The 24,253-nt window shown below is 64.4% G+C and carries 16 protein-coding genes; 1 reads left to right on the forward strand and 15 read right to left on the reverse strand.

Annotation, left to right across the window (positions count from 1 at the left end; translation table 11 throughout):
• Positions 1 to 141 precede the first annotated feature (141 nt).
• The 12 genes from HF916_RS26260 to HF916_RS26315 all read right to left on the reverse strand — a co-directional run bounded on the left by HF916_RS26260 (position 142) and on the right by HF916_RS26315 (position 19,375).
• Complete coding sequence (locus tag HF916_RS26260; protein WP_168791659.1) at positions 142 to 1,191, reverse strand: M48 family metallopeptidase; 1,050 nt, start codon at positions 1,189 to 1,191, stop codon at positions 142 to 144.
• 13 nt (positions 1,192 to 1,204) lie between these two features.
• Positions 1,205 to 2,311: a YjgN family protein gene (locus HF916_RS26265; RefSeq protein ID WP_168791660.1), complete on the reverse strand. Its 1,107-nt coding sequence runs from the start codon at positions 2,309 to 2,311 to the stop codon at positions 1,205 to 1,207.
• A gap of 225 nt (positions 2,312 to 2,536) precedes the next feature.
• A complete protein-coding gene (locus HF916_RS26270; RefSeq protein WP_168792163.1) occupies positions 2,537 to 3,352 on the reverse strand; it encodes a YfaP family protein in 816 nt (271 codons plus the stop codon).
• Between the two features lie 22 nt (positions 3,353 to 3,374).
• Entirely contained in the window at positions 3,375 to 4,259 is an 885-nt protein-coding gene (locus HF916_RS26275; RefSeq protein WP_168791661.1) for a YfaP family protein, read from the reverse strand.
• Entirely contained in the window at positions 4,256 to 6,094 is a 1,839-nt protein-coding gene (locus tag HF916_RS26280) for a DUF2300 domain-containing protein (protein WP_168791662.1), read from the reverse strand. The genes HF916_RS26275 and HF916_RS26280 overlap by 4 nt, the downstream gene beginning before the upstream one ends.
• Before the next feature lie 16 nt (positions 6,095 to 6,110).
• On the reverse strand, positions 6,111 to 10,919 hold the full coding sequence (locus HF916_RS26285; RefSeq protein WP_168791663.1) for an alpha-2-macroglobulin family protein: 4,809 nt from the start codon (positions 10,917 to 10,919) through the stop codon (positions 6,111 to 6,113).
• On the reverse strand, positions 10,916 to 11,662 hold the full coding sequence (locus HF916_RS26290) for a DUF1175 domain-containing protein (RefSeq protein ID WP_168792164.1): 747 nt from the start codon (positions 11,660 to 11,662) through the stop codon (positions 10,916 to 10,918). Before HF916_RS26290 ends, HF916_RS26285 begins: the two co-directional genes overlap by 4 nt.
• Positions 11,663 to 11,791: 129 nt before the next feature.
• Positions 11,792 to 13,576 (reverse strand): DUF2138 domain-containing protein, encoded by a 1,785-nt coding sequence (locus HF916_RS26295; RefSeq protein WP_168791664.1) that lies wholly within the window; start codon positions 13,574 to 13,576, stop codon positions 11,792 to 11,794.
• A gap of 458 nt (positions 13,577 to 14,034) precedes the next feature.
• The gene (locus tag HF916_RS26300; RefSeq protein WP_168792165.1) at positions 14,035 to 15,231 is read right to left on the reverse strand and encodes a PLP-dependent aminotransferase family protein; all 1,197 of its coding nucleotides are present in this window, start codon (positions 15,229 to 15,231) and stop codon (positions 14,035 to 14,037) included.
• Between the two features lie 124 nt (positions 15,232 to 15,355).
• Positions 15,356 to 16,528 carry an NAD(P)/FAD-dependent oxidoreductase gene (locus HF916_RS26305; RefSeq protein WP_168791665.1) on the reverse strand — a complete coding sequence of 391 codons (1,173 nt, stop codon included), beginning with the start codon at positions 16,526 to 16,528 and terminating at the stop codon, positions 15,356 to 15,358.
• Between the two features lie 127 nt (positions 16,529 to 16,655).
• A complete protein-coding gene (amaB, locus tag HF916_RS26310) occupies positions 16,656 to 18,155 on the reverse strand; it encodes an L-piperidine-6-carboxylate dehydrogenase (RefSeq protein ID WP_168791666.1) in 1,500 nt (499 codons plus the stop codon).
• Positions 18,156 to 18,487: 332 nt separating this feature from the next.
• A complete protein-coding gene (locus tag HF916_RS26315) occupies positions 18,488 to 19,375 on the reverse strand; it encodes a LysR family transcriptional regulator (RefSeq protein WP_168791667.1) in 888 nt (295 codons plus the stop codon).
• Between the two features lie 448 nt (positions 19,376 to 19,823).
• Here HF916_RS26315 and HF916_RS26320 point away from each other — a divergent pair, with 448 nt between their 5' ends.
• A complete protein-coding gene (locus HF916_RS26320) occupies positions 19,824 to 20,192 on the forward strand; it encodes a response regulator (RefSeq protein ID WP_168791668.1) in 369 nt (122 codons plus the stop codon).
• 177 nt (positions 20,193 to 20,369) lie between these two features.
• On the opposite strand, the gene HF916_RS26325 is transcribed toward HF916_RS26320, so the two are convergent.
• From HF916_RS26325 to HF916_RS26335, 3 genes are all read right to left on the reverse strand, one after another.
• Positions 20,370 to 21,764, reverse strand: a complete 1,395-nt coding sequence (locus HF916_RS26325; protein ID WP_168791669.1) for an MFS transporter — start codon at positions 21,762 to 21,764, stop codon at positions 20,370 to 20,372.
• Between the two features lie 229 nt (positions 21,765 to 21,993).
• Complete coding sequence (locus HF916_RS26330; protein WP_168791670.1) at positions 21,994 to 22,806, reverse strand: HpcH/HpaI aldolase/citrate lyase family protein; 813 nt, start codon at positions 22,804 to 22,806, stop codon at positions 21,994 to 21,996.
• A complete protein-coding gene (locus tag HF916_RS26335; protein WP_168791671.1) occupies positions 22,803 to 24,191 on the reverse strand; it encodes an MmgE/PrpD family protein in 1,389 nt (462 codons plus the stop codon). Before HF916_RS26335 ends, HF916_RS26330 begins: the two co-directional genes overlap by 4 nt.
• Between the last annotated feature and the right edge of the window lie 62 nt (positions 24,192 to 24,253).

Genomic DNA, 24,253 nt, shown 5'->3' on the forward strand with positions numbered 1-24,253 from the left:
GGAGGCGCGCTCGCGGTCGAACTTGTCCACAGCATTTGTCCACAGAAACTGTCCATAAGCCTGTGGACAACCTGCGCATGACTCACCCAACTCCTTGAACGCATTGGCTTTCACCGCCGCGCTCTCAATGAGTCGCGTGCCTCACGGCTTGCCGCACATCGACCGGACAGCGGCCCATTCTTGCGGCGTCAACGCACTTTCGCCAAGCGGCGATCCTTGACTCTGCTTTTCCCGATCGCTCGTCCGCGGATGATCCGAAAGGAACTCCACAGCCGCGCCGGCGCTGCCATTGCGCTTGTCGGTCAGCGAAAAAAAACCGGCGAGCCCGTCGCTGCGCAAACCGCTTGCTTGCAGATAGGCCACGCCGTTCGCATCGGCGAGGCGCTCCATCTCGCGGCTATACGACAAACCCACGAGTCGCCCCGCTAGCGACGACACATCGGCAAAACCGAGATTGATGCCGAGCGTCGCGCTGATCACGCCGATGCCCGCGCCGCGAAACAACGCGACCATCGGATCGCGCCGCGCGATATGTCCGGTCTCGTGCGCCATCACGCCGGCCAGTTGATCGGCATTGCCGACTCGCTCGATCAGACCGCGCATGATCACCATGCGCGCGCCGGGCAGCGTCAGCGCATTGACCATCTTGCGGTCGATCACCTCCAGATGAACCGGTTGCGCGATACCCGCCGCGTGAGCGAGCCGCACTTCGAGTTGCTCGAGCGCGCGCTGTCCCTCTTCACCGCGACACACCTTGTGCTTGCCGACGACGACTGCTTCCACCATCTCGCCAAGCTGGTTTTCCGCGCTGCGCGGCACCAGCGCCGCGCCCACTGCCGGCAGTCGCACGATGAGCACGAACGCGAGCACCAGCGCCACCGCACCGACCGCCATCCAGCCGAGATAGTGCCGACGCATCATGCGCGGCGGCATGATCTGCGCCGGCAACGTAGCGGCATCGGTCGACACGCGACCCGGTTCGCCTTTGCACGACAACGTGACGCGCCCTTCCGGATCGGGTTCGCCGACGACCAGCCGCGCGCGCGGCCACATCGCCAGCTCACCCGCTACGCCGTCGATGGAGAGATACGCGTCGCTCCAGCGCAGCGTCGCCACATGAGCCGCGGCGCTGCGGCCGTCGTAAAAGCGCGTGCCCGTCGAGCGCGCGCCGTCGGAATCGGAGAGGATCAACACCGTCTCAGAATCAGAACGCGCCGCCGTGATCGAGCAGGTTCAGCATGCCCTCGCCGGTACGCGGCGGCGCCTGATCACTTTGAGCCAGCGTTTGCGGATCGAGTTGACCCGACACCTGCAGCGTATCCGCCGCGAGTCGCATCACGCGATGCAGCACGATCGGCAAACCCAAACCCAGCGTGAACACAACGATGGCCAGATTGCCGAGGATCATGCCGAGCAGACGCCCCGCGGTGATGCTGCTGCCGAAGCGCAGTTGCGAGCCCAGCGTCGTATTGCCCATGACATGGCGTGTGACCAGCGCCAGATAGAAGCACTGAATCAGCAACGCGCCGACGATGAACAGCACGTAAAACAGAAACACCGAGCCGATCGCGGCGAGCGCGGCGGGATCGTTGCCCTTCAGCGGAGCGTGGCCGATCGGCAGCAGCGCCATGAAGCTCTTGAGGAAGATCGCCCCGAGCACGACCAGCAGCACGACCACGCCGACAAACGTCCCGACGAACGCGGCATATAACGCGCGGGCGCGGCCTTCGAAGTGAAACGGCAAGCTGCCGAAACTGCTCGCGTTGATGCGGCGTTCCGCGAGGCGCATCGACACCCACGGCGCCATCTGACCGAGCGTGACGATGCACAGCAGGCCATACAGCAACACATACACGCCATAGACGAACGACGACCCGGTCATGCCGCCGCGAATCCCGCACCACTGCGTGCGACTCAAGCGATAACGCTGCGCGCTGAAATAGGCGCCCGCCGCGACCACCGCGATCACGACATAAAGGAGAAGAAGCGGCAGCGCCCCCAGCAACGCGCTCCCCGTCGCGGCGCGCAGAACCGCGCTGAGAATGCCGGCTCCGACAATCGCGCCGATCATAATCGCGATCGCCAGCAGAAACCCTTTGAACAATTCACCGCCGGTGCCGGTATATTCAAACCGCTCACCTTGAAACCGCATGCGCGACCAGATATAGCGACGAGTATTGGTGGTCGCCCAAAATCGATAAATACCTAGCGTGATGATCTGCAGCAGCAGATTTTTGATGAAGATCCCGTACAACTCCCCAATCTTGCCGTCATAGGTCAAGAGCGGCTGCTTCTGGTCCAGTGAATTCATTTTTCTTCTGCCCCATTTCACGAACTGACGTTTTTATGGCCCGCGTTGGTGTAGGCGTTGCGGGCTGGTGACCGACGAGTGCGATCATTACACGCTTTTGCCGATTTATAAACACTCTTCCTGCTTAACGAAATCTCGCCTTTATTAAGTGAAGGTTTATCAACAAATTACGCCATTTCGCATCGTTGCAATCAGAAAAATCAGAAGCCGCTCGTGCTCACTGTTTTACGGCAATACAAACGTTTTCACGAGCGTCAATTCACCGGCCTTGCGCATGGGCACGCGAATCGTTTCGCTCTTTTCGTTCGGCGTATTCTCGTTCGTGATGATGGTCACTTGCGCGACGGTCATATCGGCGGCGCTATTGCCACTGCCGTAGTAATTCACATAGACCAGATACGTGCCCCTCAACGGCGCCGCGGACGAATAAATCTCCGGCCCATAGCCGGTCGTCACGTCGACGTCGAGCGCGCCGCCGTTCGGCGCGACGCGCTCGCCGTACCAGGTGTGCGCGCCGTCGGGCGAGACGACGTGCAGATCCAGATCGGTGCCGTCGGTATCCCACGCGAGCAGCACGCGCAGCTTCGGCTGGGTCTTGCCGCTGTAGGCGTCGTAGAACTGCACGCGCTTGCGGCTGCCATCCGGCGCACGCAGTTCGACGCCGTTACTGCCAGCAGGAAACGCATACGGACGCGAGAACTTGCCGTCCTCTTCCACGCGCTGCGGCAGCGGCGTGCCGTCGACCACCAGCGTCCCCACCGACGTGCCCTTCTTCTTCGGCGTGTTACGGATCTGTCCTTCGATCAGCGCGAATCTGGACTGCCCTTCCGGCGTCGACACCGCCACCGCCGGGTAATGCACGTCCTGCGTATAGCGCTCGCTGTCGCCGCTCGTGTTGCGCCAGCCGTTCAACGGCGCGGCGAAGTCGATGTCGCTTGCTTGCGCCGCCGGCGCGGCCAGCGAGCCGGCCAAACTGGCGAAACATGCAGCCGCGAGCCAAGCGCGGCTCACCTTCATCCAACCCGTCGTCTCGACCTTCATCGTCACTGCTCCCATCCCGCTGTCAGAGTCGCTCGCTTTTCACGAGCATCAGGTCGCCGATCTTGCGCAGCGGCACGACCATCGTTTCACGCCGTTCGTTCGGCGTGTTTTCGTTGAACACCAGCGTCAACGTCGCCGTAATCACGTCGCGATCGTGCGCGGCGGCGTCGAAGTTGTAGCCGGTCGAATCGAAATTGCCCCAGTAATTCAGAAAGAACAGCCACGTGCCGTGCTCGGGCGCCGCCGACGAAAAGATGCCCGGCCCCGCGCCGTCCACTGAATCGACGTCGAAACCGCTGCCGTCTTCAAGTGTCGGGTTGGCGAAGAAGGCGTGCAAGCCGCCCGGTGTGATCACATGCAGATCGACCTGGGCATGCGGATCATCCCACGTGACCATCGCGCGCAGTTTCGCTTGCGGCTTGCTGCGATCAGCTTCGTAGAACTGCATGCGCTGGTGCTGTTTGCCATCGGCGGAAATCAGCTCGATGCTGTTCGAGCCCGCGCCGAACGCCCATGGCCGCGCGAACGCGCCTTCGTCGTCGGTGTAGAGCGGCGTAGGGTTGCCGTTGACGACGAGCGTCGGCGGCTTGCGCGCGTGTTTGTCGATATGCTTCAGGTGCCCTTCGATCAGCGTGCGATAGCGCTGTGCGCCGCGATCGACCGGCGGTCGGGGATAGGCCGCGACGAAATGCTCGCCCTCGTTGGTCAGCCCGCTGTGACGCCAGCCGCCGAACGCGCCGGTCAGATCGGCAATCGCACCGTCCGCGTCGGCGGCTTGGGCGTTCGGCGCAATCGTGCAGAGGACAAGCGTAGCCACGGCCAGCGTCACGAGAGCGCGAACACGCAGATCACGCCGCAGAGACGGCCGGCGCAACAAGGATATCGGCGAGCGCGAGACGGTATTCATTGGATCGGATTGTCGGTACGAATCAGCGTGCGAGCGGTGCGTTCGACGAACGCCTCGTCGAGACCACGCGGATGATGCTGAAACGCGAGGTGAATGTATTCATGCGCCAACGCGATACGGTCCTCTTCGGTCTGCAGCCGATACACATACACGCGATTGCGCTGCGCATCCGCATACGGCCGACCTTCGCGCACGACGCACACAGCGGGCAGATCGGGCGTTTCGTAGCCCGCCGCGCCGTCCATGCGCCGCGCCCATATCGGCGCGTTGCGCTGCAGCCATGCCTGCGCGCCGGCCACCTCGACGCAATCACCCGACAGCGGACTCTGGAACGAAGTCAGCGTCGCTTGCGGCCAGGTGCGCGCGAGAATGGCGTCGAACGTCAGGCCGGTTTGCGCGGAAGCCTTTGCCGCCAGCCAGCTCATCTGTCCCGGCGCCGCTTTGTCGTGGTGATACTGAACGGGCACGCCGGTCAGCACGAGCGCGTCGGTGAGATCGGCGGCACGGCGCGCGGCGGCGGTCGGCGCGCGTGGCAGAACGCGCTGCGTGCTGCTGCTGTCGTCGATACGGAAACAGCCCTGGTCGTGGTTGCCGTGCTGCACGACGTAAGTGCGCGCCGCGACCGCCAGCGCCTTCGCCGCTTCCGCCTGGCTCGTGTCGCCTTCACGCTCGACCACACGCGCCACATAGTCGTTCATGCCGAAACGGCCGACCACTTGCGGCGCGCCGGCCGCATCGCGATCGAGCCGCAACTCACCGCGGCTCGTCACCCGCGCCCAATTGCCATTGACGAAGCCGACCCGGAAATCCCCGCGCAACGGCCCCTCCGGCGCGGCGGCCGGTCCTTTGTCGCCGAGCACTTCGCGAATCGGATAGCGGCTGAAGAAATCAACCAGCACGCAAGCGCCGTCGTCCGGCACGGTGACTTGCGTGAGCAGCGGCGCGATGCGCGGCGCGGCGGCCGCCAGCACGCGCGCGCTGCCGCCCGGACCGCCGAGCCACACCGGCGTGCCGTCCGCGAGCCAGCCGGCAGCGCCGCCGATCGAGGCACCCGGACGCGCCGGATCCGGCATCGTCCAAGTCTTGGCGCGTAAGACGCTGCCGTATAGCGACACCGTCCCTTCACCGCGTCCGCTAGTCAGCACCGACACCAGCGTGCTCGCGGCCGCTTCGCGCGGTCGGGCGGGCATCGCCTGCAAAGCGGCGAGCAGTTCCGCGACCGGCACGCGATGCGTGGGCGTCATGGCGCGCAGATCGCGCAGCCAGGCGGGCGCGTGAGCGGCCGTCCAGTACTTGCCCCAGTCGACGGGATCGAGTTGCAGGCGCGCGGGCTCGAAAAAGAGTCCGCACGACTGCACCAGCGCATGTTCGCGGTCGATGTGACCGCCTGTCATGCAGCAATACACTTCTTCCGGATCGCCGCCGTTGCAGGCGTAATCCGGCGTGGCGATATTGCGGTCCACCAGATAGCCGTAGACGAACAGCTTCCAGACGCTGCCGAGCGGCGTCTCCAGCGTCGCGGGCAAGACAGCCGCGGCCTGCGGCGAGAAGCCGAGCGCGGCGCCGCTGCCGTCGACTTGCCAAAGCTGGCTCTGGCCGTCGCGCAACCAGGCGAAGCGCAGCATCTGCGATGCGGATCGCGCTGACATTCCAGCGGACGTCGCGGTGCTCATCCCAGTCGCGGCATCCGTTGCCTTCGCCAATGCGGTTGAAGACGAAGCCACCGCATACGCTGACACGCCCTGTCCAACGCAACCGAGTCCCACGCCCACGGCAAGCGCGATCCGCAGCCTGGCTGCCAGACGATCGCGAATAGGCCGAAGCGCGCGGAACATGGCGGTCTCGTCTCGCTCACTGGATGCGCAACGTCGTCACGCGATCGCTCTTGCCGCCTTCGAACGCCTTCGCGTCCGGCTGATACATGCGGAAGTAGCGCGCGGGCGGCAGCGCGAACGTGCCGGGCAACGCGAAGCGCACCAGTTGCCGCAGCGTGACCGGCCGGTCGAGCAACGGCACGGGCTGGTGATAAGCCAGTTCACCCATCTCGTACGACGCCACGCGCTGGAACGGCTGCGGACCACTGGCGCCATCTTTCGCGCCCGGCAGACCGTCGATCGACACGCCCCAGCTCGTCGCCTCGACATCGCCGCCCGGCGGCAGCGGCACGTCAAGCAGACCGTAGTGGTAGGCGTTGCCCGAGCGCGGCGTGAGCGTGACTTCGTCGACATAGAGCGCATTGCTGTCGATCGTATCGCCCTGCTTCATCAGACGCGCGGTGAATGCCGAGCGCCCCAACTGGCTCTCGCCGGCGGCTTCCTTCTTCTTTGGATCGGTCGCGACTTCGACCGGTTCGAGCTTGTAGAAACGGCGCTCGACGGTGACGTTCAGGCGGCTGTCCTCGCTCGTATGACTGCGGAACGAGACCAGCGCGTTGACGTCGGTGCGCGCGGCGCCAGCGTCGAGTGCGGTCGGCTGCGCCGCACCGGTCCATTTGTAGAGCGGCGTGCCGGTCGGCGTCGAGGCGCGTGTCCAGCCCGCGCCTTGCAGCGACGGCAACGATGCGGCCGCCACGTCACCGCCCATTGCCTTGCGCAACCACAGCAGCGTCAGCGCGCGATCGAGCGTCGGATAATCGGCACTGCTCTTTGCGAGCAAAGCCGATGCATCGACCGAGGCGCCGCCGCCGTCGCCACCCGACATGACCAGCAGGCTTTGCACCAGCGGCGCCGGATCGTTGCTCAACGCAGTCCGCGCGGCGCTTGCCGCTGCGTCGAAGCCATCCGGCAACTGCGCGCTCGTGCTGCGCGCCATGCTGGCGATCAGCAGCGTCGCCATCTGCTTGCCGCGCGGCGAATCGGCTTGCGCGAACACGATGCTGTCCGACGCGCCGTACGTGCCGCTGCGCGCGGGCGCCTTGGCGGTGGCCGCCGCATCGCTCGCCAGGTCCGCGGCCACGCCCGACACCGGCGTCGCGACCGGCAAGCCCATCTGCTGCATCAGCCACAAAGCCAGCGCGCGATGCAGCAGCGGCTCTTTCGCCCCGGCGTCGCGATAGACGTCCATGGCGTGCTGCCAGTTATCCGCGGGCAGGCTGATGCCGAGGCTGCGGCTCGCGAGCCAGTCCGCGTAATACGCATAGGCCGTGGTCAGCGCGCCGCCGGTGGTATCGCCCCACCAGCCGAACGTGCCGCCGACGCCCGCGAGCATCGCCAGACGCTGCCGCTGATTGCGCAGCAGCGCTTCGAGCCCTTGCGTCGAGCTCGCGTTGTCGCCGTGGCCGATCGCATCGTGCGCGAGCGCCAACGGAATCAGACGGCTCGACGTTTGCTCGGCGCAACCGTACGGATAGTTGATCAGATCGTCGGCGACGCGCATGAACTGGCTCGCCGCATTGCCGATGAAACGCACGCTCACGTCCTGCGCATCTTGCGGCAGATTCAGCGGCTTGTTCGAGCCGTCGAGCGCCACCGTGTTCTGATGCAGATCGAGCCAGCCGCTCGCGTCGAGATGAATCGTGGTTTGCAGACGGTCGACGTCCTTGCCCGCGCTGCGCAGCGACGCGTTGATCACGCCGTCCTTCAGCGCGCCGCTCGGCAGACGCAAATAGTTCGCGCCGCGCCTGAGCGTGACCTTCTGATTGAGCGACAACCCGCCGCCGTCCACCACCCACTGCGCGTCCATGTCCGCGTCGGTCTGATTGAAGGCGATCATGTCGATGGCCGGCTGATCGTCGACGCGGAAGTGCGACGGCCCGCTCCACTTCAGATACAGCGCCTTGTCCGAACGCACGTAAGCAGTGCGTTGACCGACCATGCCGTCCGGCGCCGCCGCGCGCACGGTGATGCGCCAGCGCGCCAGCGAATCCGGCATCTTGAACGTCATGGTGGCGTGGCCGCTCGCGTCGGTTTTCAGATTGCCTTCCCACGCGGCCGTGTCCTGATCGTCGCGGCGCGGCCGTTCGAGCACCTTCACGCCGCGCTCGTTGTAGTTGGCGCGTTGCGGTCCGCCCGGCGCGCCCTTCAGCGGCGAGCGCGCGACGTCGTAAGTGATGAACGAGAGGCTCGACGAAGTCCGCACGTTATTGCGGCGCGGGTGATAGAAGAAGTCGACGATATTCGGCGCGATTTCCGGCTGCAACACGTAGACCATTTCATCGACCACGCTGACCGTCAGATTCGCCGCTTCCGGCTTGCCGTTCAACGTGCTGTCGAAATTCAGCGTGACCGTGTCGCCCGGTCCGTACACCGGCTTGTCGCTCTTCACGTTCAGTTCGATCTGCGGCTGCGCAACCACGATGCCCGCGTTCTGGAACACGTATTCGCCGGCGTGCACGTACAACACCGAGAACGTCATGTTCGGCGCGAAGTCAGCGCCCACCTTGATGCGCGCTTTCCATTGCGACGGTGCCACGCGTTGCAATTGCAGCCAATCGCCACCCGCCGTGAGCAACGCGCGACGTTCGACGTTGTCGCGTTCGAGCGTGAGCAGCGCGTCGTCGACCGGCATCGGGAACGTGATCAGTGCTTCTGCGGTGTCGCCGATTTTGTACTTGTCGCGATCGAACACGATTTCGACGCTGCCCGGAATCGCCTTGAGGCCATCGCCCGCGACCCAGTGGCTGGTCGCGGCGAGCAGGTTGCCCAAGTTGTCCTTGACCGACAACATGTACGAACCCGGTTCGTCGAATTGCACCGGGAACGACAGTTTGCCGCCCGCGCTAGCGCCCTTCAACGCGCCTTCGCCATGCGTTTGCGATTCGAGGCGCGTCCATTCCCATTTCGACGGCGCATGCGAGGCCGGATCGATCGCGCCTAGCGCTTGCAGATCGAAGCTGACCGCTTCCTTCGGTTGCGAGAACGATTTGGCCGTGGTCAAACGATACGGCGTCGCGCCGCGCGCGATCAGCACTTCGCGCGTCACGCGCACTTTGTACGCCGCGCCGTCCTGCGCGAACAGCGTCAACGCGTAGCGGCTCGGCTCCTTCGCGGCCGGCAGCGTGAGGCCCGCGTTGCCGTCGCTATCCGTCTTCAGCTCCTGCTGTTCGAGCTTGACCGGGAACAGCCCCGCATAACGCAGTTCGCCGTCGACGATCGTCACTTTCTGCGCGCGCAGCGTGACCGAGATCTTGCTGTCGCGCACCGGCTTGCCGTCCGGATAGCGCAACTGGATTTTGCCCTTCAGCGCCTCGCCGGTCGCGTAATCGGCTTTATCCATCGACAGGTTCACGTCGAAGTGCGGCTTCACATATTCGGCGACGCGAAATGCACTGCCGTAGACATCGCCGTTGTAGTCGAAGCGCAGCGTGTAGCCGCCGGCGGTGGCGTCGGCGGGCAACGTGAACGCGGTATCCGCGCCAGTGTCGGAGGCGAAATGCACCTTGCTGGTTGCCACCGGCGCGCCGTTCGGATCGAGCACGTCGAGCTTGATATCGGCTTCGGCCGGCGCCGACGATTGCGTCGCGTTCTGGAACGTGCGGCCGATGAACTTCACATGCACCGGATCGCCCGGTCGATACATCGGCCGATCGGTCACCGCGTAGATCTTCGTGTTGTAGATCTCGCTGTCGTAATAGAAATTCTCGGAGACGAACACGCCGCCTTGCGGATCGGTGCCGAGCACATAGCTGCGCTCGGGGCTCACGTGTTGCAGCACCAGCGCGCCGTCTCCGCCGGTCGTGCCGCTTTGCAGAACGCCCACGCCATCGGTCCAGTTCACTTCTGTATTCGCCACCGGCTTGCCGTTATCGCGCCGCGTGGTCCACACGAGCATGCCGCTCGACGCCGCCTTCACGACCGCGACCGTGTCCGACACGAACAGCAGCGTATGCGCGCGATAGTTGCCGATCACCGCCTCGACGATATACAGCCCCGGCGGCAGCTTGCCGACCGGAATCATCACATTGCCCGAACTGGCTTCGATAAAGTTACTGCTGCTGCCCGCGAGATTCACGCCTTTGGGCGGCTCGATCACTTTCGCGTCCCAGATCGGATAGCGGAACCGCGCGACCCTGTCGTAGCCTTTCAGCGGCGCGAATTGCGAGTTCGGCTCGAATTGCGTCGGCTTGCCGGTCTGCTCACCGAGCTTGAATTGCGGCGCCGCTTCGGTCGCCTTGCTGCGGGTCGCGAACGACAACACACGCTGCCATGCGCGGCGCGCTTCGGTGAGCCAGCGGTCCCACAGATACGCGAGCGTGTTCGCGAGCCCTTCGCCCTGATAATTCGGCGCCACATTCAGCCGATGCAGATTCTTTTGCGCCTTCAGAAAGTCCAGCGGCTTCGGCACGCGATACACGACGATGTCCGCGCCGCCGTACGCTTGCAGCGCATCCTTGAAATCACGGCCCGGCGCTTCGAGCCGCACCTGTGCCAGTTGATCGCTGCCGAAGCTCGCGTCGGAGAGCAGGAAGAACGGTTGACCGTCCACTTTCTGCGAGCTGAAGTTGCTCGACGGCGCGGTCTGCAGCGTCGGATTTCCGGCGATGTTGGCATCGGCGGCAGCAGCGGCGCTCGCTGCGTCATCGTCGGCATAGGCGGCCGGTGCGACGGCGAGCGTCATGGCCGCGAATAAGACGGGGAGCAACGCCGCGAACGTGCATGCCGCGCGACGGCGCGCATTGCCCAACCAACCGCTCGATCGTGTGACGGAAATCATTCGGGTCATGGTGTCAGAAAGTCCAAACGAAACACGCCAACGAAATTCGGATTGCCGTCGAGCGGCTGCCAGCGGGAATCTTTCCATTGCATCAGGTCGGAGACGGCGACGGCGCGCAGACCGGTATCGGTCGGCGTGACGGTGCCTGTGTGATAAGCGATGTAGCGATCCAGCCAGATCATCAGATGCTGGTCGTCGCCCTGGTCGAAGAACAGCAGATCACCGGGCAGCGCCTGGTTCACGTCCTTCGAAACAAAACGGCTATTGCGTTGAATCAGGGCGATCGCCGATGCGTATGCGCCGGTGGAACCGTCGAGCTGGGTCCAGCGGTTGGCGATCGTGCGCTGCGACGCGGACAGTTGCAGTTCGGGCGGCATGCTGCTGGTATCCGCGAGACTGGTCATGCCGTTGGCGCGCAGCCATCGGGTGTCGTGCGGTCTGAGCGTCTCGCCGACCGCGAAGCGCACGAGGCCCGCGCAATCGCGTTGGGTCCAGCGCGGCGTCGGTCCACGCCGCATCTGCTGGTCGACGATGCGCGCGAACCACGCGCGAAATGCCGCGGATTGTTGCGGTGAGAGAGCGTCGGGGTCCGGGGATGCGGCGGCGCTGGTGAGCGCGTGCGCGTAGGGCGCGAGGCTCGCAAGCGCCAACAGGGAAGCCGTGCGCGCGAGCCATGTGCGGCGGGATTTGGCGAAGGCGTGAGACTCGGGCAGTTGGGCATGCGCGCATTGCGTGGCGAGCGTTGCTTGCATCGCAAGCGCGGACTGCGCGGCGAGCGTCGTCTGCACGGCATGCGCCGGCCGCGATGCGGCCACGAGCCGCGCCGCGCGCTCAGGCACGTGCGCCGCGAATGCCGCGTCAGGTACGCGAAGGCGGCGCACTCAGTCGCCCTCGGTGCCGGGTTGATCCGCGGGCGTATCGGCAGCGCTCGTATTCGAACCAGCATCCGCCTTCGCGCGATCGAACCACCACTCCACCGGCACCCACCCCGTCGAGCCCGGCAGGTTCTGCGGCAGCGTCAGCGAAACCGGCGGGTAATGAGCGAGTGCGTGCAGCTTCGGCACCAGATGCGTGCGCGACGCGTTGCGGAACACCGCTTCCTGATCCGCCGGCAACGCCGCGCCGGCCTCGCGTTCGATCAGCGCGGCCGCCGACGACGGCGTGAGCGTCAGAATCGTGCGCGGCAGACGTTGCGGCGCGAGCGTATCGGCGAGCGCCGGATAGCGCTTGTCGAGCACCGCGAGCGTATCGTCGACGAGGCGGCCGTCCGGCGAGAAAATCAGATAGCCGTGCGCGAGTGCGAGCGTGACCGGGAAATAACGTTCCGCCGACAACTGCGACGCGAACGGCGCCTTGCTGCTCACCGCCGTGCCCGAACGCGCGCTCACCGGACGCTGCCACACGGTGACGTCCGCGCCCTGGTCGCGCGTGGTGACCGGCAAGCGGCGATAGCCCGAGTCGGCGCCGTCGGCTTTGGCGGCCTTCGCTTCATAGGCGCCGATCACATCGCCGAAAGTCTTGCCGAGCGCGGTCTTCAATGCGGCGACGCCGGCCGCGTCCTGCTTCTTCACGCGCGCGACGAACACCGGCGCGACCAGCGTGGACTTCGCATACCAGCACACCGCCGCGGGGCCGGCGAGCTGATCGCCGATCGCGGCTGCGTTGTCCGCGCCGCCGCCGGCCACTTTGCCCAACAGACCCGAGGCTTCTTTCCAGTCCGCCGGCAAGCTCGTGCAGGCGGCCGCATTGGCCGGCAACGCGCGCCACAGGTCGGCGCCGTTCCACTGCTGCGGCAACTTGCCCGGCTCGATCAGCGCCGACGTTTGCCAGTTCGCCGCGGCGTTGCTATTCGGCGAAAAGTCGAAGCGCAACGCGTCGATACCGGAGAAAAACGCCTGATAACCGAACGACAGGTAATTGGCCGACACCACCAGCCGATGGCCCTTCGGCGCGTCGCCGGACGCGTCGAGCTGATAGGCGTGCGCGGCGCCGTCGCGGCCCGAGGACAGCATCTCGGATACGGCGTCGGCGCGCTCGCTCAGCAAGCCGCCTTTGCCGTCGAGCAATACGCCGGGTGCGGACAGCACCACCAGGCGGTCGTCTTTGGTGGCGAACAGCAGCGTGCGGCCGACCGCCAGCTTCAATGCGTAGACCGGCACGTCGCCGGAGAGCTTGGCCACCTGACTCAGTTGCGCGTCGCTCGTCGCGACGTTGCCCACGCCTTGCAGCAGCTTGGCGAGGCCGTTGCGATGCATCGACATCACCCAGTAGCCAAGGCGGCCGTCGGGCGAGCGCCACAGCAGCACGTGCGCGGGTTCGTCGAAGACACGGCGGATCAGTTCGTCGCGCCAGTCGAGTTGATGTTCGAACGCGAGACGCCGCAGCGCGCCCTCGGCGGACAGGCGCGTATTGCTCGATTCGTAGTAGTCGACGAAGTCTTGCGTCAACACGTCGTGCAACAGCGGCACGCGCAAGATGTCGCGCGGCAAACGCGAGAGCGCTTCGCTGTCGATCACCGCGTCAGGGTGACGAATATCGAGGACGACTTCGCTGTTCTCGGCGATTTGGCGATGACCAAAAGGACGCCACACCGCCTGAATGACCACGCCGGCCACGACCAGAAGACCGACTACCAGGATTGCAATCTTTTTGCGCGACATCTTCATCTGATTTCTTCTGGTTCGATGCGACGGTATTAACGTGGGTGTCCCGCGGATTAAGCCAGTGGGATCAATCGCCGAAGGCAGCGATGATAACCGATATTTTTATCTAAAAACCAACGACACTTCCTATTTAACAGTCAGACTTGACCCAAGAGTTTGACAAAAATCGGACACATGCCTGATTAAGGGATTAGGAAACGCATCCACTGGACACGGCGATTCGTCTCGTTAAACCGGCGCAAGCCAGTGCGGAGATTATATGCAGCAATATGCGGCAGATGGCCGCGACGCTTTGAGAATAGTGCCGATCGGTTTAGATAGCATTACATGTCCGGAGCCTTTATGCTAAATCCGCTTAATTTAGCGTACGCGTAAAAAAACCCGGCTGCGCGCAATGCGCTCACCGGGTTAATTAAGGCATCGCGATTACTACTTTGACGCGAGCACCACCTTAGCCGCCGTCAAAAATGTTCGAGCGCCTGCTTCATTCTCTGCACGCCGATTTCGATATCCGCCACGCCGGGCGCGGCAAATGACAAGCGCAGTGCCGACGAATCGATATTGTCTTTATAGAACGCAACGCCCGGCACAAACATCACATTGCGCTCGATGCAAGCGCGCAGATAATCGGACGCATTCTGACCGGCCTTCAATCGCGCCCACACGAACATGCCGCCCGAGGGACGATGAAACGCGATGTGTTCCGCCAGTTGCGCGTCGAGCGCGTCGCATAGCGTGCGGCATTTCACGGCGTAGGCGTCGACGATGCGGGGCAAATGCTGCTCCAGCGCGCCGCTCGCGAGGTACTCCGCGGCGATCGCCTGGGTCCACGACGAGCTGCACAGATCGACGGTCTGTTTGGCGACCACGCAGCGTCGCAGAATCTCCGCGTGCGCGAGCATCCAGCCCACGCGCAGGCCCGGCGCGACGATCTTCGAGAGACTGGAGAAATGCACGACCCAATCGCGCGACCCCGGCACCTGTTCGCTCAGGGCGAGCAGCGAAGGCAACGCCGCGCCGCTGAAGCGCAGATCGCCGTAGGGATCGTCTTCGACGATCAGAAAGCGGTAACGCGCCGCCAGTTTCAGCAACGCCGTGCGGCGTTCGAGCGACAAGGTCGCGCCGGTCGGATTGGCGAAAGTAGGCACCGTGTACAACAGCTTCGGCGCGCGGCGCAGCGTGCCCGAGTCGAGTAGCGCCGCGAGCGCGTCGACATCGAGGCCGTCCTGATCGACGGGAATCGTGACCACGTCGGCCTCTTGCAGCTTGAGCGCCTGCAAGGTCGCGGGATAAGCAGGCTGCTCGACCAGCACCACGTCGCCGGACGCGACCATCACGCGCAGCAGCAAATCGAAGCCTTGCTGCGAGCCGGTCGTCACCAGCAAGTCCTGCGGCGCGCAAGACACGCTGCGGCGCGCCATCAGGTGCGCGAGTTGTTCCTTCAGGACAGGGAGGCCGTCGGTGGGACCGTATTGCAGGCAGAGCGTGGGGTGTTGCGACGCACGCGACGCCGCGGCGTCGAGCCCTTCACGATCGAACAGATCGCTCGCCGGATAGCCGCCGGCAAACGAGATCATGCCGGGTTGCGCCAGATACTTGAAGAGCTCGCGGATCGGCGAACCGGTCGGCGCTTCGAATGCGGGATTGAACGTGAACATGATGACAGGCCGCTTGTCTCGAGTGGGAAGGTCGGCTTTGATTGTGGTCATCGCCGGGGCAGGCGGCAAACGATATCTCCGCACTACGTATTGCGTTTTCCGCATCACCCCGATGTACGCGCGGCTACACCACGTTCTTCTCCACGATGGGCCGGTTTTCGAGCACACGCGTGAAGCTCAACGAGCCCAGATCGAGCGTCGTATAGCGGCCATGCAGAATCAGTTCGCTGATGCCGCGGCCCGTTGCCGGACCTTGCTGCAAACCGTGCCCGCTGAAACCGTTGGCGAAAATGCAGTTATCGACATCCGGGTGATAACCGATGATCGCGTTCTGATCGAGCACGTTGTATTCGTAATAGCCGGACCAGCAATTCTGCACGCGCAGCGCTTCGAATTGCGGCACGCGATGCGCGAGCGTCGGCCAGATCACGTCGTCGAATAATGCGTGATCGACTTCGTCGAGCGGCAGATCGTCGGGGTCGTTATCCGCTGACGGCGACGTACCGCAGATAAACGATTTGCCTTCGGGACGGAAGTACACGCCGCTTGGATCGATCAGCAACGGACACCGTTCGAGCTGCCCCGGCGAGGTGACGTTGAAAATACTGCGGCGCCGCGCGTAGACCGGAATGTCGATGCCGACCATCTGCGCGACTTTGCGCGACCATGCGCCGGCGGCATTGACCACCACGTCGCAAGCGTAAGTTTCGCCGTTCGCGGTCTGCACTTGCGTGACGCGTTTGCCATCGCGATGGATGGCGGTGACATCGGCGGCGACATAGCGTGCGCCCAGCGACTGCGCCTTCTTGCGCAGCGCCTGCACGAGTCCGTAACCGTCGAACCAGCCCTCGCCGCTCTCACCGTACGCGCCGGCCACGAGGTCTTCTGTGTTGAGCCAGGGAAAGCGCGCTTGCAGCGCGTGCTGGTCGAGCAGGCTGATATGGGCGCCAAGACTCGTTTGCAGCGCGTGGTTTTCGCGCAGCGTCGTCTCGCCGGCGGGCGTCGCGAGAAACAGGTAGCCACCCTCGTGCAGATCGATCGACGGTTTGGCGCCGTCGACCTCGAGCCGTTCGCCGATCGAGCGCAGAAACTCGATGCCGAACAGCGACATCTGAATGGAAAGCGGTGTGGAGAATTGCTGACGGATCGACGCCGCCGATAGCGCCGACGAAGACCGCGCATAAGTCGGATCGCGTTCGATCACCGTGACGCCGACTGTCGGATCGGACAGCCGCAAGAAATACGCAATCGAGCTGCCGATCACCCCACCGCCGACGATCACGACTTTGGAACTCACGTCTTACTCCACGAGTAGCGTGGCCGCTCGCAAACGCCGGCGGCGCAAACGGATTGCTGAAGAGGTTGTGTCAGGCAGCAACGGCGCAGGAATGCGCCGCTGCTTTGCACCGGTCAAGCGGACGGTATCAGCCGATATTGAAGTCGATACCCTGCGCGAGCGGCAACGCCGACGAGTAGTTGACCGTGTTGGTGGCGCGGCGCATATAGGCCTTCCACGCATCCGAACCCGACTCGCGGCCGCCGCCGGTTTCCTTCTCGCCGCCGAACGCGCCGCCGATTTCCGCGCCGCTCGGTCCAATGTTGACGTTCGCAATGCCGCAGTCGCTGCCCGAGTCGGACAGGAAACGCTCCGCTTCGCGCAGATCGGTCGTGAACACGCACGACGACAGACCGTGCACCGCCGCGTTGTTCGCCTCGACTGCGTCGGCGAAATCGGTGTAGCGCAACACGTAGAGAATCGGCGCGAAGGTTTCCTTCAGCACCACCGACGTTTGCGAAGGCATTTCGACGATCGCCGGACGCACGTAGTAGCCGTTTTCATAGCCCTTCACGTCGACGCGTTCGCCGCCGAACACCTTGCCGCCTTCGGCCGTGGCCTGTTGCAGCGCTTCCTGCATGCGGCCATACGATTGCTTGTCGATCAGCGGGCCCATCAACGTGCCCTTTTCGAGCGGGTTGCCGATCGGCACCTTGCTGTACAACTGCGTCAGACGCTCGATGGTTTTGTCGTACACGCTCTCGTGCACGAACAACCGGCGCAGCGACGTGCAACGCTGACCCGCCGTGCCCACCGCCGAAAACAGAATGCCGCGCATGGCGAGTTCGTGATCCGCCGTTTGCGTGACGATGCCCGCGTTGTTGCCGCCGAGTTCGAGCAACGAGCGGCCGAAGCGCTTCGCCACTTCCACGCCGACCGTGCGGCCCATTTCCGTGCTGCCCGTCGCGCTGACGATCGACGCGCGCGGATCGGCTACAAGCTTCGCGCCCACGTCGCGGCCGCCGTTGATCAAGGCGGTGAGGCCGGCCGGCGCGTCGCCGAATTCCTGCAATGCCTCGGTGAGAATCTGATTGACGGCGAGCGCGGTGAGCGGCGTCTTTTCCGACGGCTTCCAGATCACCGCATTGCCGCAGACCAGCGCGAGCGCCGCATTCCACGACCACACCGCGGCCGGAAAATTGAACGCCGAGATCACGACGCACGTGCCCATGGGATGCCACGTCTCCGCCATGCGATGCCCCGGACGCTCCGAGGCGATCGTCAGGCCGTACAGCTGACGCGACAGACCGACCGCGAAATCGCAGATGTCGATCATTTCCTGCACTTCGCCCATGCCTTCCTGAAGAATCTTGCCGGTCTCGAGCGTGATGATGCTGCCCAGCGCCTGCTTCTTCTCGCGCAGACGGTTGCCCAGCAGACGCACCAGTTCGCCGCGCCGCGGCGCCGGCACGTTGCGCCAGGCGGTGTACGCCTCTTTCGCCTGGGCAAGGGCCGTGTCGACTTCCGCCACCGTGTTGCTGGCCACGCGGCCGATGAGGTCGCCGGTGATGGGCGAATGAACCGCGATGTCGCCGGCTTGCGCCGCGTGGGCGATGCCGAGGTCAGCGAGGATGGTGGAAGCGTCCATGAGGATCCCTTTAATTTCCGATGCGAAACAAGAGTAAGTTCGGAAACTATACACGCGGGCTTTTGTGGCGGCAAGGGTATTTGCCCGGAGCCGGCTAGGCGAAAGCTCGGAAAGGCTTGCTGAGCCTATACGGGTCGGTCTGCCGAATCGACTGTGTGGAGTCTTCGCCGGCGCCGGCATCAACCCGCGCCCGCACGCCGACTCTGTCTCACTAGTTTCTTATTGGAAATAAGTAGCGCCTCTAAGAAAGGGCATCCGGAACAGCATCTGCGCCGGCCGCATGAGCGTTACGGAACCGATGGCGCGCGACTCAACGCCGGCGAATATTGACCTTAAACGCCCGCCATCAGCCGGTCGACCAGCACACGCGCGAACGGCGGCAGGTCCTTGAGGCTGCGCACGCAGATCTTGAGCTTGCGTTCAGCCCAAGGGTCGTTCAGTCCGACCGTGGCGATCTGCATCGTCTTCTCGTGCCGCAGCGCGACCGATTCCGGCACGATGCCGATGCCCACGCCCGCTTCGATCATCCGGCAAGCGGCTTCGAAGTTGCCGACCTGGATGCGCAGTTTCAGCCGCGCGCCGAGCGCATCGGCGGCACTGGTGATGAACGCGTGGATCGCGCTCGACGTCGGCAAGCTCACGAAATTGGCCGTGAGCACTTGCGCAAAGTCCACCGACGACAGACGAGCCATCGGATGATCGCGCGACGTGACCAGCACGAGCCGGTCGTCGCGATACGGCAGCATTTCCAGATGCTCCGCATGCACATTGCCCGCGACGATGCCGATATCCGTCGCGCTATCCGCCACGCCTTTGACGATTTCGCCGCTCAGCACTTCGCGCAGATCGATGTTGACGTCCGGATGATCGCGCAAAAAATGGCTCAGCACGGCCGGCATGAACTCGCTGATCGCGGTGGTGTTGGCCCAGATGCGCACGTGTCCCTTGATGCCTTCGCCGTACTCCTGCATGTCGCCGGCCAGATGCTCGACCCGTTCGAGCACGAGCCGCGCGTGATGCACGAAGGCTTCGCCCGCGGGCGTCAGCGTCACGCCCTGGCTGGTGCGATAAAGCAGCTTGAAACCCAGTTGTTCCTCGAGATTCTTGACCCGGTTGCTTGCCGCCGGCGCCGACAGATGCGAGCGCTCCGCGGCGCGCGCCAGATTTTGCGTGTCGGCGATATTGAGGAGCAGACGCAAGTCCACGAAATCGAAATGCATGATGAAGGCCTGGGTTGAAGCGCCGCTGGGCGCTCGCAAGACAAAGGCCAATCTTAACCGGGCGTGAAGGAAGTGCCAGACGGTTTCGGCAGAACCGCCGGTCTCGTCGGCAACCACATGCATTGGACGCAGCGATGCAGATAAGCGTTGAATCGCTTATCGCGCGCGCCGATCGCCACGCTTGAATCGGGGCGCGTCCTCATCAAGTCCTTGCAATGCGACTCGCGTAACCCGACCCACACTGCCGCGCTGAACAGATTCTCTGCGGCGCTTCCAAGCTCCCCGCAAGACACGCTCACACGGTGTCGCGCATCACCGGGCACGGCACTTGCTTAAACGTGCGGCTCGACAGGACGAGAGCGCATGGCGATTAGCCCGCGTCCGTGTCAAGGCTGGCGCCACGAATACCCGAGGCCCAGTCCAACCGAACATTTCGGGCATAAGCATTATGAGTCGCGTATTACTGGTCGATGACCAACCCGAGGCATTGTCCGCGCTGCGCGCCGTGCTGGTCGGCCGTGGTTACACGGTCGCCACGGCGGCGGATGGCGCCGAAGCTTTTGAACGACTGCAACGCACGCGCGTCAGCGCGGTGGTGTGCGACTGGCGCATGCCCAACATGGATGGCGTCGAACTGATCGAATCGATGCAGGCACGCAGTGAACTGGCTTCCGTCCCCGTCATTCTGACGAGCGGCAGCGGCGAAGCGCCCGCCTTGCCCGTCAAAGGCTTTCTCAGGAAACCATTCGCGCTGGACAAGCTGCTCTCGTTGCTGGCTGAATGCGAAAGCGATGCGGCGATGCCGGCCGTCTGCTGAACGCTTTACGGCCGCTGGCGAGCGTCGTCGATACGCTCGCCAGCTAGAATCGCGCACAAAAGCGGGGCACGCGCTGGGTTCGCGAGCGCAGTCGTGCGGCATCGAGGTGCGGTTCCTTTGCAGCGCGATCGCATCTGAAACCGCGAATCGACGGACCGCGCTCACGTGGTCAACGGCCTATGCCGACTTCTCAAACAACTCTCCGGCCGGCGTCAGATCGGAATCGGGCGAGATGTCCTCGAGCGTCTGCTGACTCGTTTCGATCCGCAGCGCGAGGATCGCCACGCTCAGCAACAGCAGAACTCCGCCGACCATCGTCAGCACGCCCGTCACGCCGAAGTGCGTGTACAACAGCAGCGCCACATAAGGCGTCGACATGGAGGCGGCGCGTCCGCAGGTGCCGGCGACACCCGTCCCCCGCAACCGATGCGCGGTCGGAAACAACTCCGGGATATAGCCGAACAATCCGAGCGTGCAAACCGTATAGATCGCCGTCACCAGCGCGAACCCCACGACGGAAATCGCCGCTGGCGCCCGCATCTGCACGTACACGAACCCGAGCGCGATCGTCACGAACGAGAACAGCACGATGCCGTTACGCCGGCCGATCCGGTCCGTGACCAGATACCCGACCACCGCGCCAGCCGGTGCGCCGAACGACATCAACAGTACGAATCCCAGCGACTGGACGATCGTCAGTCCTTCTTTGACGAAGAACGTCGGCAACCACGCGACGAATCCATACAGCGACATGTTGATCGCCATGCAGGTGAGCGCCGCCACCAGCGTGCGGCCGATCATGCCGCGCGCGAACAGCGCGGAGAACGGCGCGGCCGGCACCTCGTGACTCATCACGCGCACCACTGGCGGCAACTTGCCGACCCGCGCCTCGACCTGCCGCTCGATCGCCGACACCGTTGCCTCCGCTTCGTCGAGCCGTCCGACCGTCTCCAGCCAGCGCGGCGATTCCGGCATCCGATGGCGCAGAAACCACACGACGAGCGCACCGATCCCGGCAATCGCAAACATATAACGCCAGCCGAGATGCGGAATCACCCAGTAGCCGATCGCGGTCGCGCCGAGCAGGCCGGAATTGATGATCAACGCGAGCAGCGAAGTCCAGCGTCCGCGCGTGGCCGGCGGCACGAATTCGCACAGCGTCCCGGCCGCCACCACCAGTTCGGCGCCGAGCCCCACGCCCATGATGAAACGCAGCAGGATCAGCCAGTAGATATTCGGCGCGAAACACGCGGCGATCGACGCGAGACCGAAGATCGCCAGGTTCGCCTGATACGAATAACGCCGGCCGAAGCGGTCGCCGAGATAACCGGACAGACCCGCGCCGATCATCATGCCCATGAAAGTCGCGGAGATGAAAAACGAGCCGAGCCGCAGATCGGTGAAGCCGCTCTTGATCATCGCGGCTAACGCGCCGTTGGCGAGATAGATATCGAATGCGTCGAGGAAAGCGCCCGCGCCGATCAGGCCGAGAATGTTCCAGTGAAAACGGCTGATGGGCAAGCGATCGAGCCGCGCCCCGGAATTGACGGTTGCCAAATTGTGTCTCCTCATGGTCTGCGCGCGGCTGGACCGCGCACGCAAAACAGTGATGCATGGCTGTCTTTTTATGGCGACGGCTCTATGCATGGTCTAGAGTCACGCGGCGCGAGTGCGCCCCTCCGCGTGACGTCAAGATTGCGTCACGCCGCGTCTTCAGGGAATTGGCATTATTGGAAGCCGATGTTTCGTCGCGGTTAATGGACAACCCGCAGCCATGTTTTGGCGATGCGCTGACCGCAGCCTATGCGCCCGCGAGGATCCTTTGCGCCTTCAGGATCACCGGCATATCGACCATCTTGCCGTCCACCGCCACCGCCGCGCCGTGGCTCGTTTCCACCGCGGCCAGTACGCGTTGCGCCCATGCCTTGTCCGCGTCGCTCCACGCGTACGCGCGATGCACCGCATCGATCTGCTTCGGATGAATGCACAGCTTGCCGCCGAAGCCGAAGCGTCGGCCGCGACGCGCGTCGGCTTCGATGGCGTCGGTATCGGTGATGGTGGTCGACACGCCGTCCACCGGCGCGCCGATTCCGGCAAGCCGCGAAGCCAGCACGATCTGTGAGCGGAACAGATGCAGTTCCTCGCCATCGCCATCGATACCGAGATCGATCTGAAAATCCAGCGTGCCGAACACGATGCGCTGCACGCGCGGCGCGGCGCACAACACCGCGAGGCTCGCAAACCCACGCGCCGTTTCAACGATCGGCAACACGCTCAATGTGGCATGCGCCGTCGCCAGCACGGCTTCGATCTGTTCACGCGTCTCCGCTTTAGGCAACACGATCCCGGCGACACCCGGCTGTCCGGCCAGCGCCGCGACGTCCCCGTTGAACCAGGGCGTGTCCGAGCCGTTGATGCGCACCCACGCGGGCCGTGATGCATCGCTCGATACAGCGGCTAGTACCGCCGCGCGCGCCGCCGGTTTTTCATCGGGCTGCACGGCATCTTCGAGATCGAGAATCACCGCGTCCGCGCCGGCCGCGTACGCTTTTTCGAAGCGCTCAGGACGGTTGCCCGGCACGAACAGATAGGAGCGCGGCAGTGCGGCGCTCATGCGGCCACCGTCGCGTTGGACTCTGCTTCGAACACCGACCCGACCTGCGTTTGGCCCACAATCTGCCATGCGTTGCCGAGCAATCGCGCGGCCTCGCCTTCGGTGGCCGCGCCCGAAAATGCCGCCAGCCGATGCAGCTTGGTGGCAATCTCATCGCGCGACAGCGTATTGCCTGGGTCGCCTTTCGGTTCGTCGACGCGGCCCTTGAACGTGCGGCCGTCGGTGGTCGTGACCGTCACCTTGCCGATCCAGCGCGCGGGATAAGCGGCGTCCACTTCGGCGTCGAAAGCCATCTCGACGTTGTCGCGAAAGGCGGCGATCGCATCGGCGTCGAAACCTTGCTCGAATTCGGTCACGCCCGCATAACCGTGATGCGCGACGAGTCCCAACACCGTGCCCATGTTGAACTTCGCCTGATGAACGGTGCGCGGCGTGACGACCGCGCCGAGCACATCGATTGCGCCTTGATGGACGTGCGCCACGACCTTCGCGATATCGCGCGGGGCGAGACGGTGTTCCTGCACCACGGCGAGCAACGCGTCGGCGGCGGGATGCGTGTGACGGCACGCCGCGTGATACTTGAACGACGTCTCCGCCGTCGCCCACCGGCTACCCAGGCGGTCGACGAGACGCGCGGGATCCGCGTCGCTCGACATGCCTGCCGCCATGCCTTGCGCGCCTTCGAGAATGTGCGTCGCGCCCTTGAAGCCGTCGGCTGCAAGCTGTGCGGCCATCAGTCCGCTGGCCGCCGCCATGGCCGTGTGCAGTTGCTTCGAGTCGGCGGCATCGCGCAGAAACTCCCACAGGCCGCTTGCCTGCGTGCCTGCCGAGCCGAACGCGTCGAGCATTTGCATCGGCGACAAACCGAGCAGCCGTCCCGCTGTTGCAGCCGCCGCCACCGTGCCCGCCGTACCCGTGGTGTGAAACACCTTGTAGTGCGAGCGCCCCAAAAATTCGCCGATGCGGATGCCGACTTCATAGCCCGCGACCGCCGCCGCGATCAAGTCGCGCCCTGACTTGCGATGCGCCTGCGCCAGCGCAAGCGCCACCGGAAACACGACCGTCGCGGGATGAAACACCGAGCCGTTGTGCACGTCGTCCTGCTCGGCGAAGTGCGACGCCGCGCCGTTGATCATCGCCGCGAAATACGGCGTGGTGCGGCTGCGGTCGATCAACACTTCGCACGGGCCGTCGTTCGATGCGCCGCCGGCCTGGCGGGCGAAGCGCGCGATCGTCTCGACCGGCCGCGCGCCTTTGCCGGCCAACGCCGAGCCGAGCCAGTCGACATACAGGTTGACGGTGCGCTCCACCACCGCGTGCGGAATGCTGTCGAAGTCGAGCTGAGCGGCGAAGGTGGCAAGCGTCAGACTGGGATGGTCGTTCATGATGAGGTCGCTTCGTATTCGTTCAGGTCGCCGGCGTGGCGTCGTTCACGCGCCGGCACAGG

It is taken from the genome of Paraburkholderia aromaticivorans, assembly GCF_012689525.1.
GTDB classification, from domain to species: domain Bacteria; phylum Pseudomonadota; class Gammaproteobacteria; order Burkholderiales; family Burkholderiaceae; genus Paraburkholderia; species Paraburkholderia aromaticivorans_A.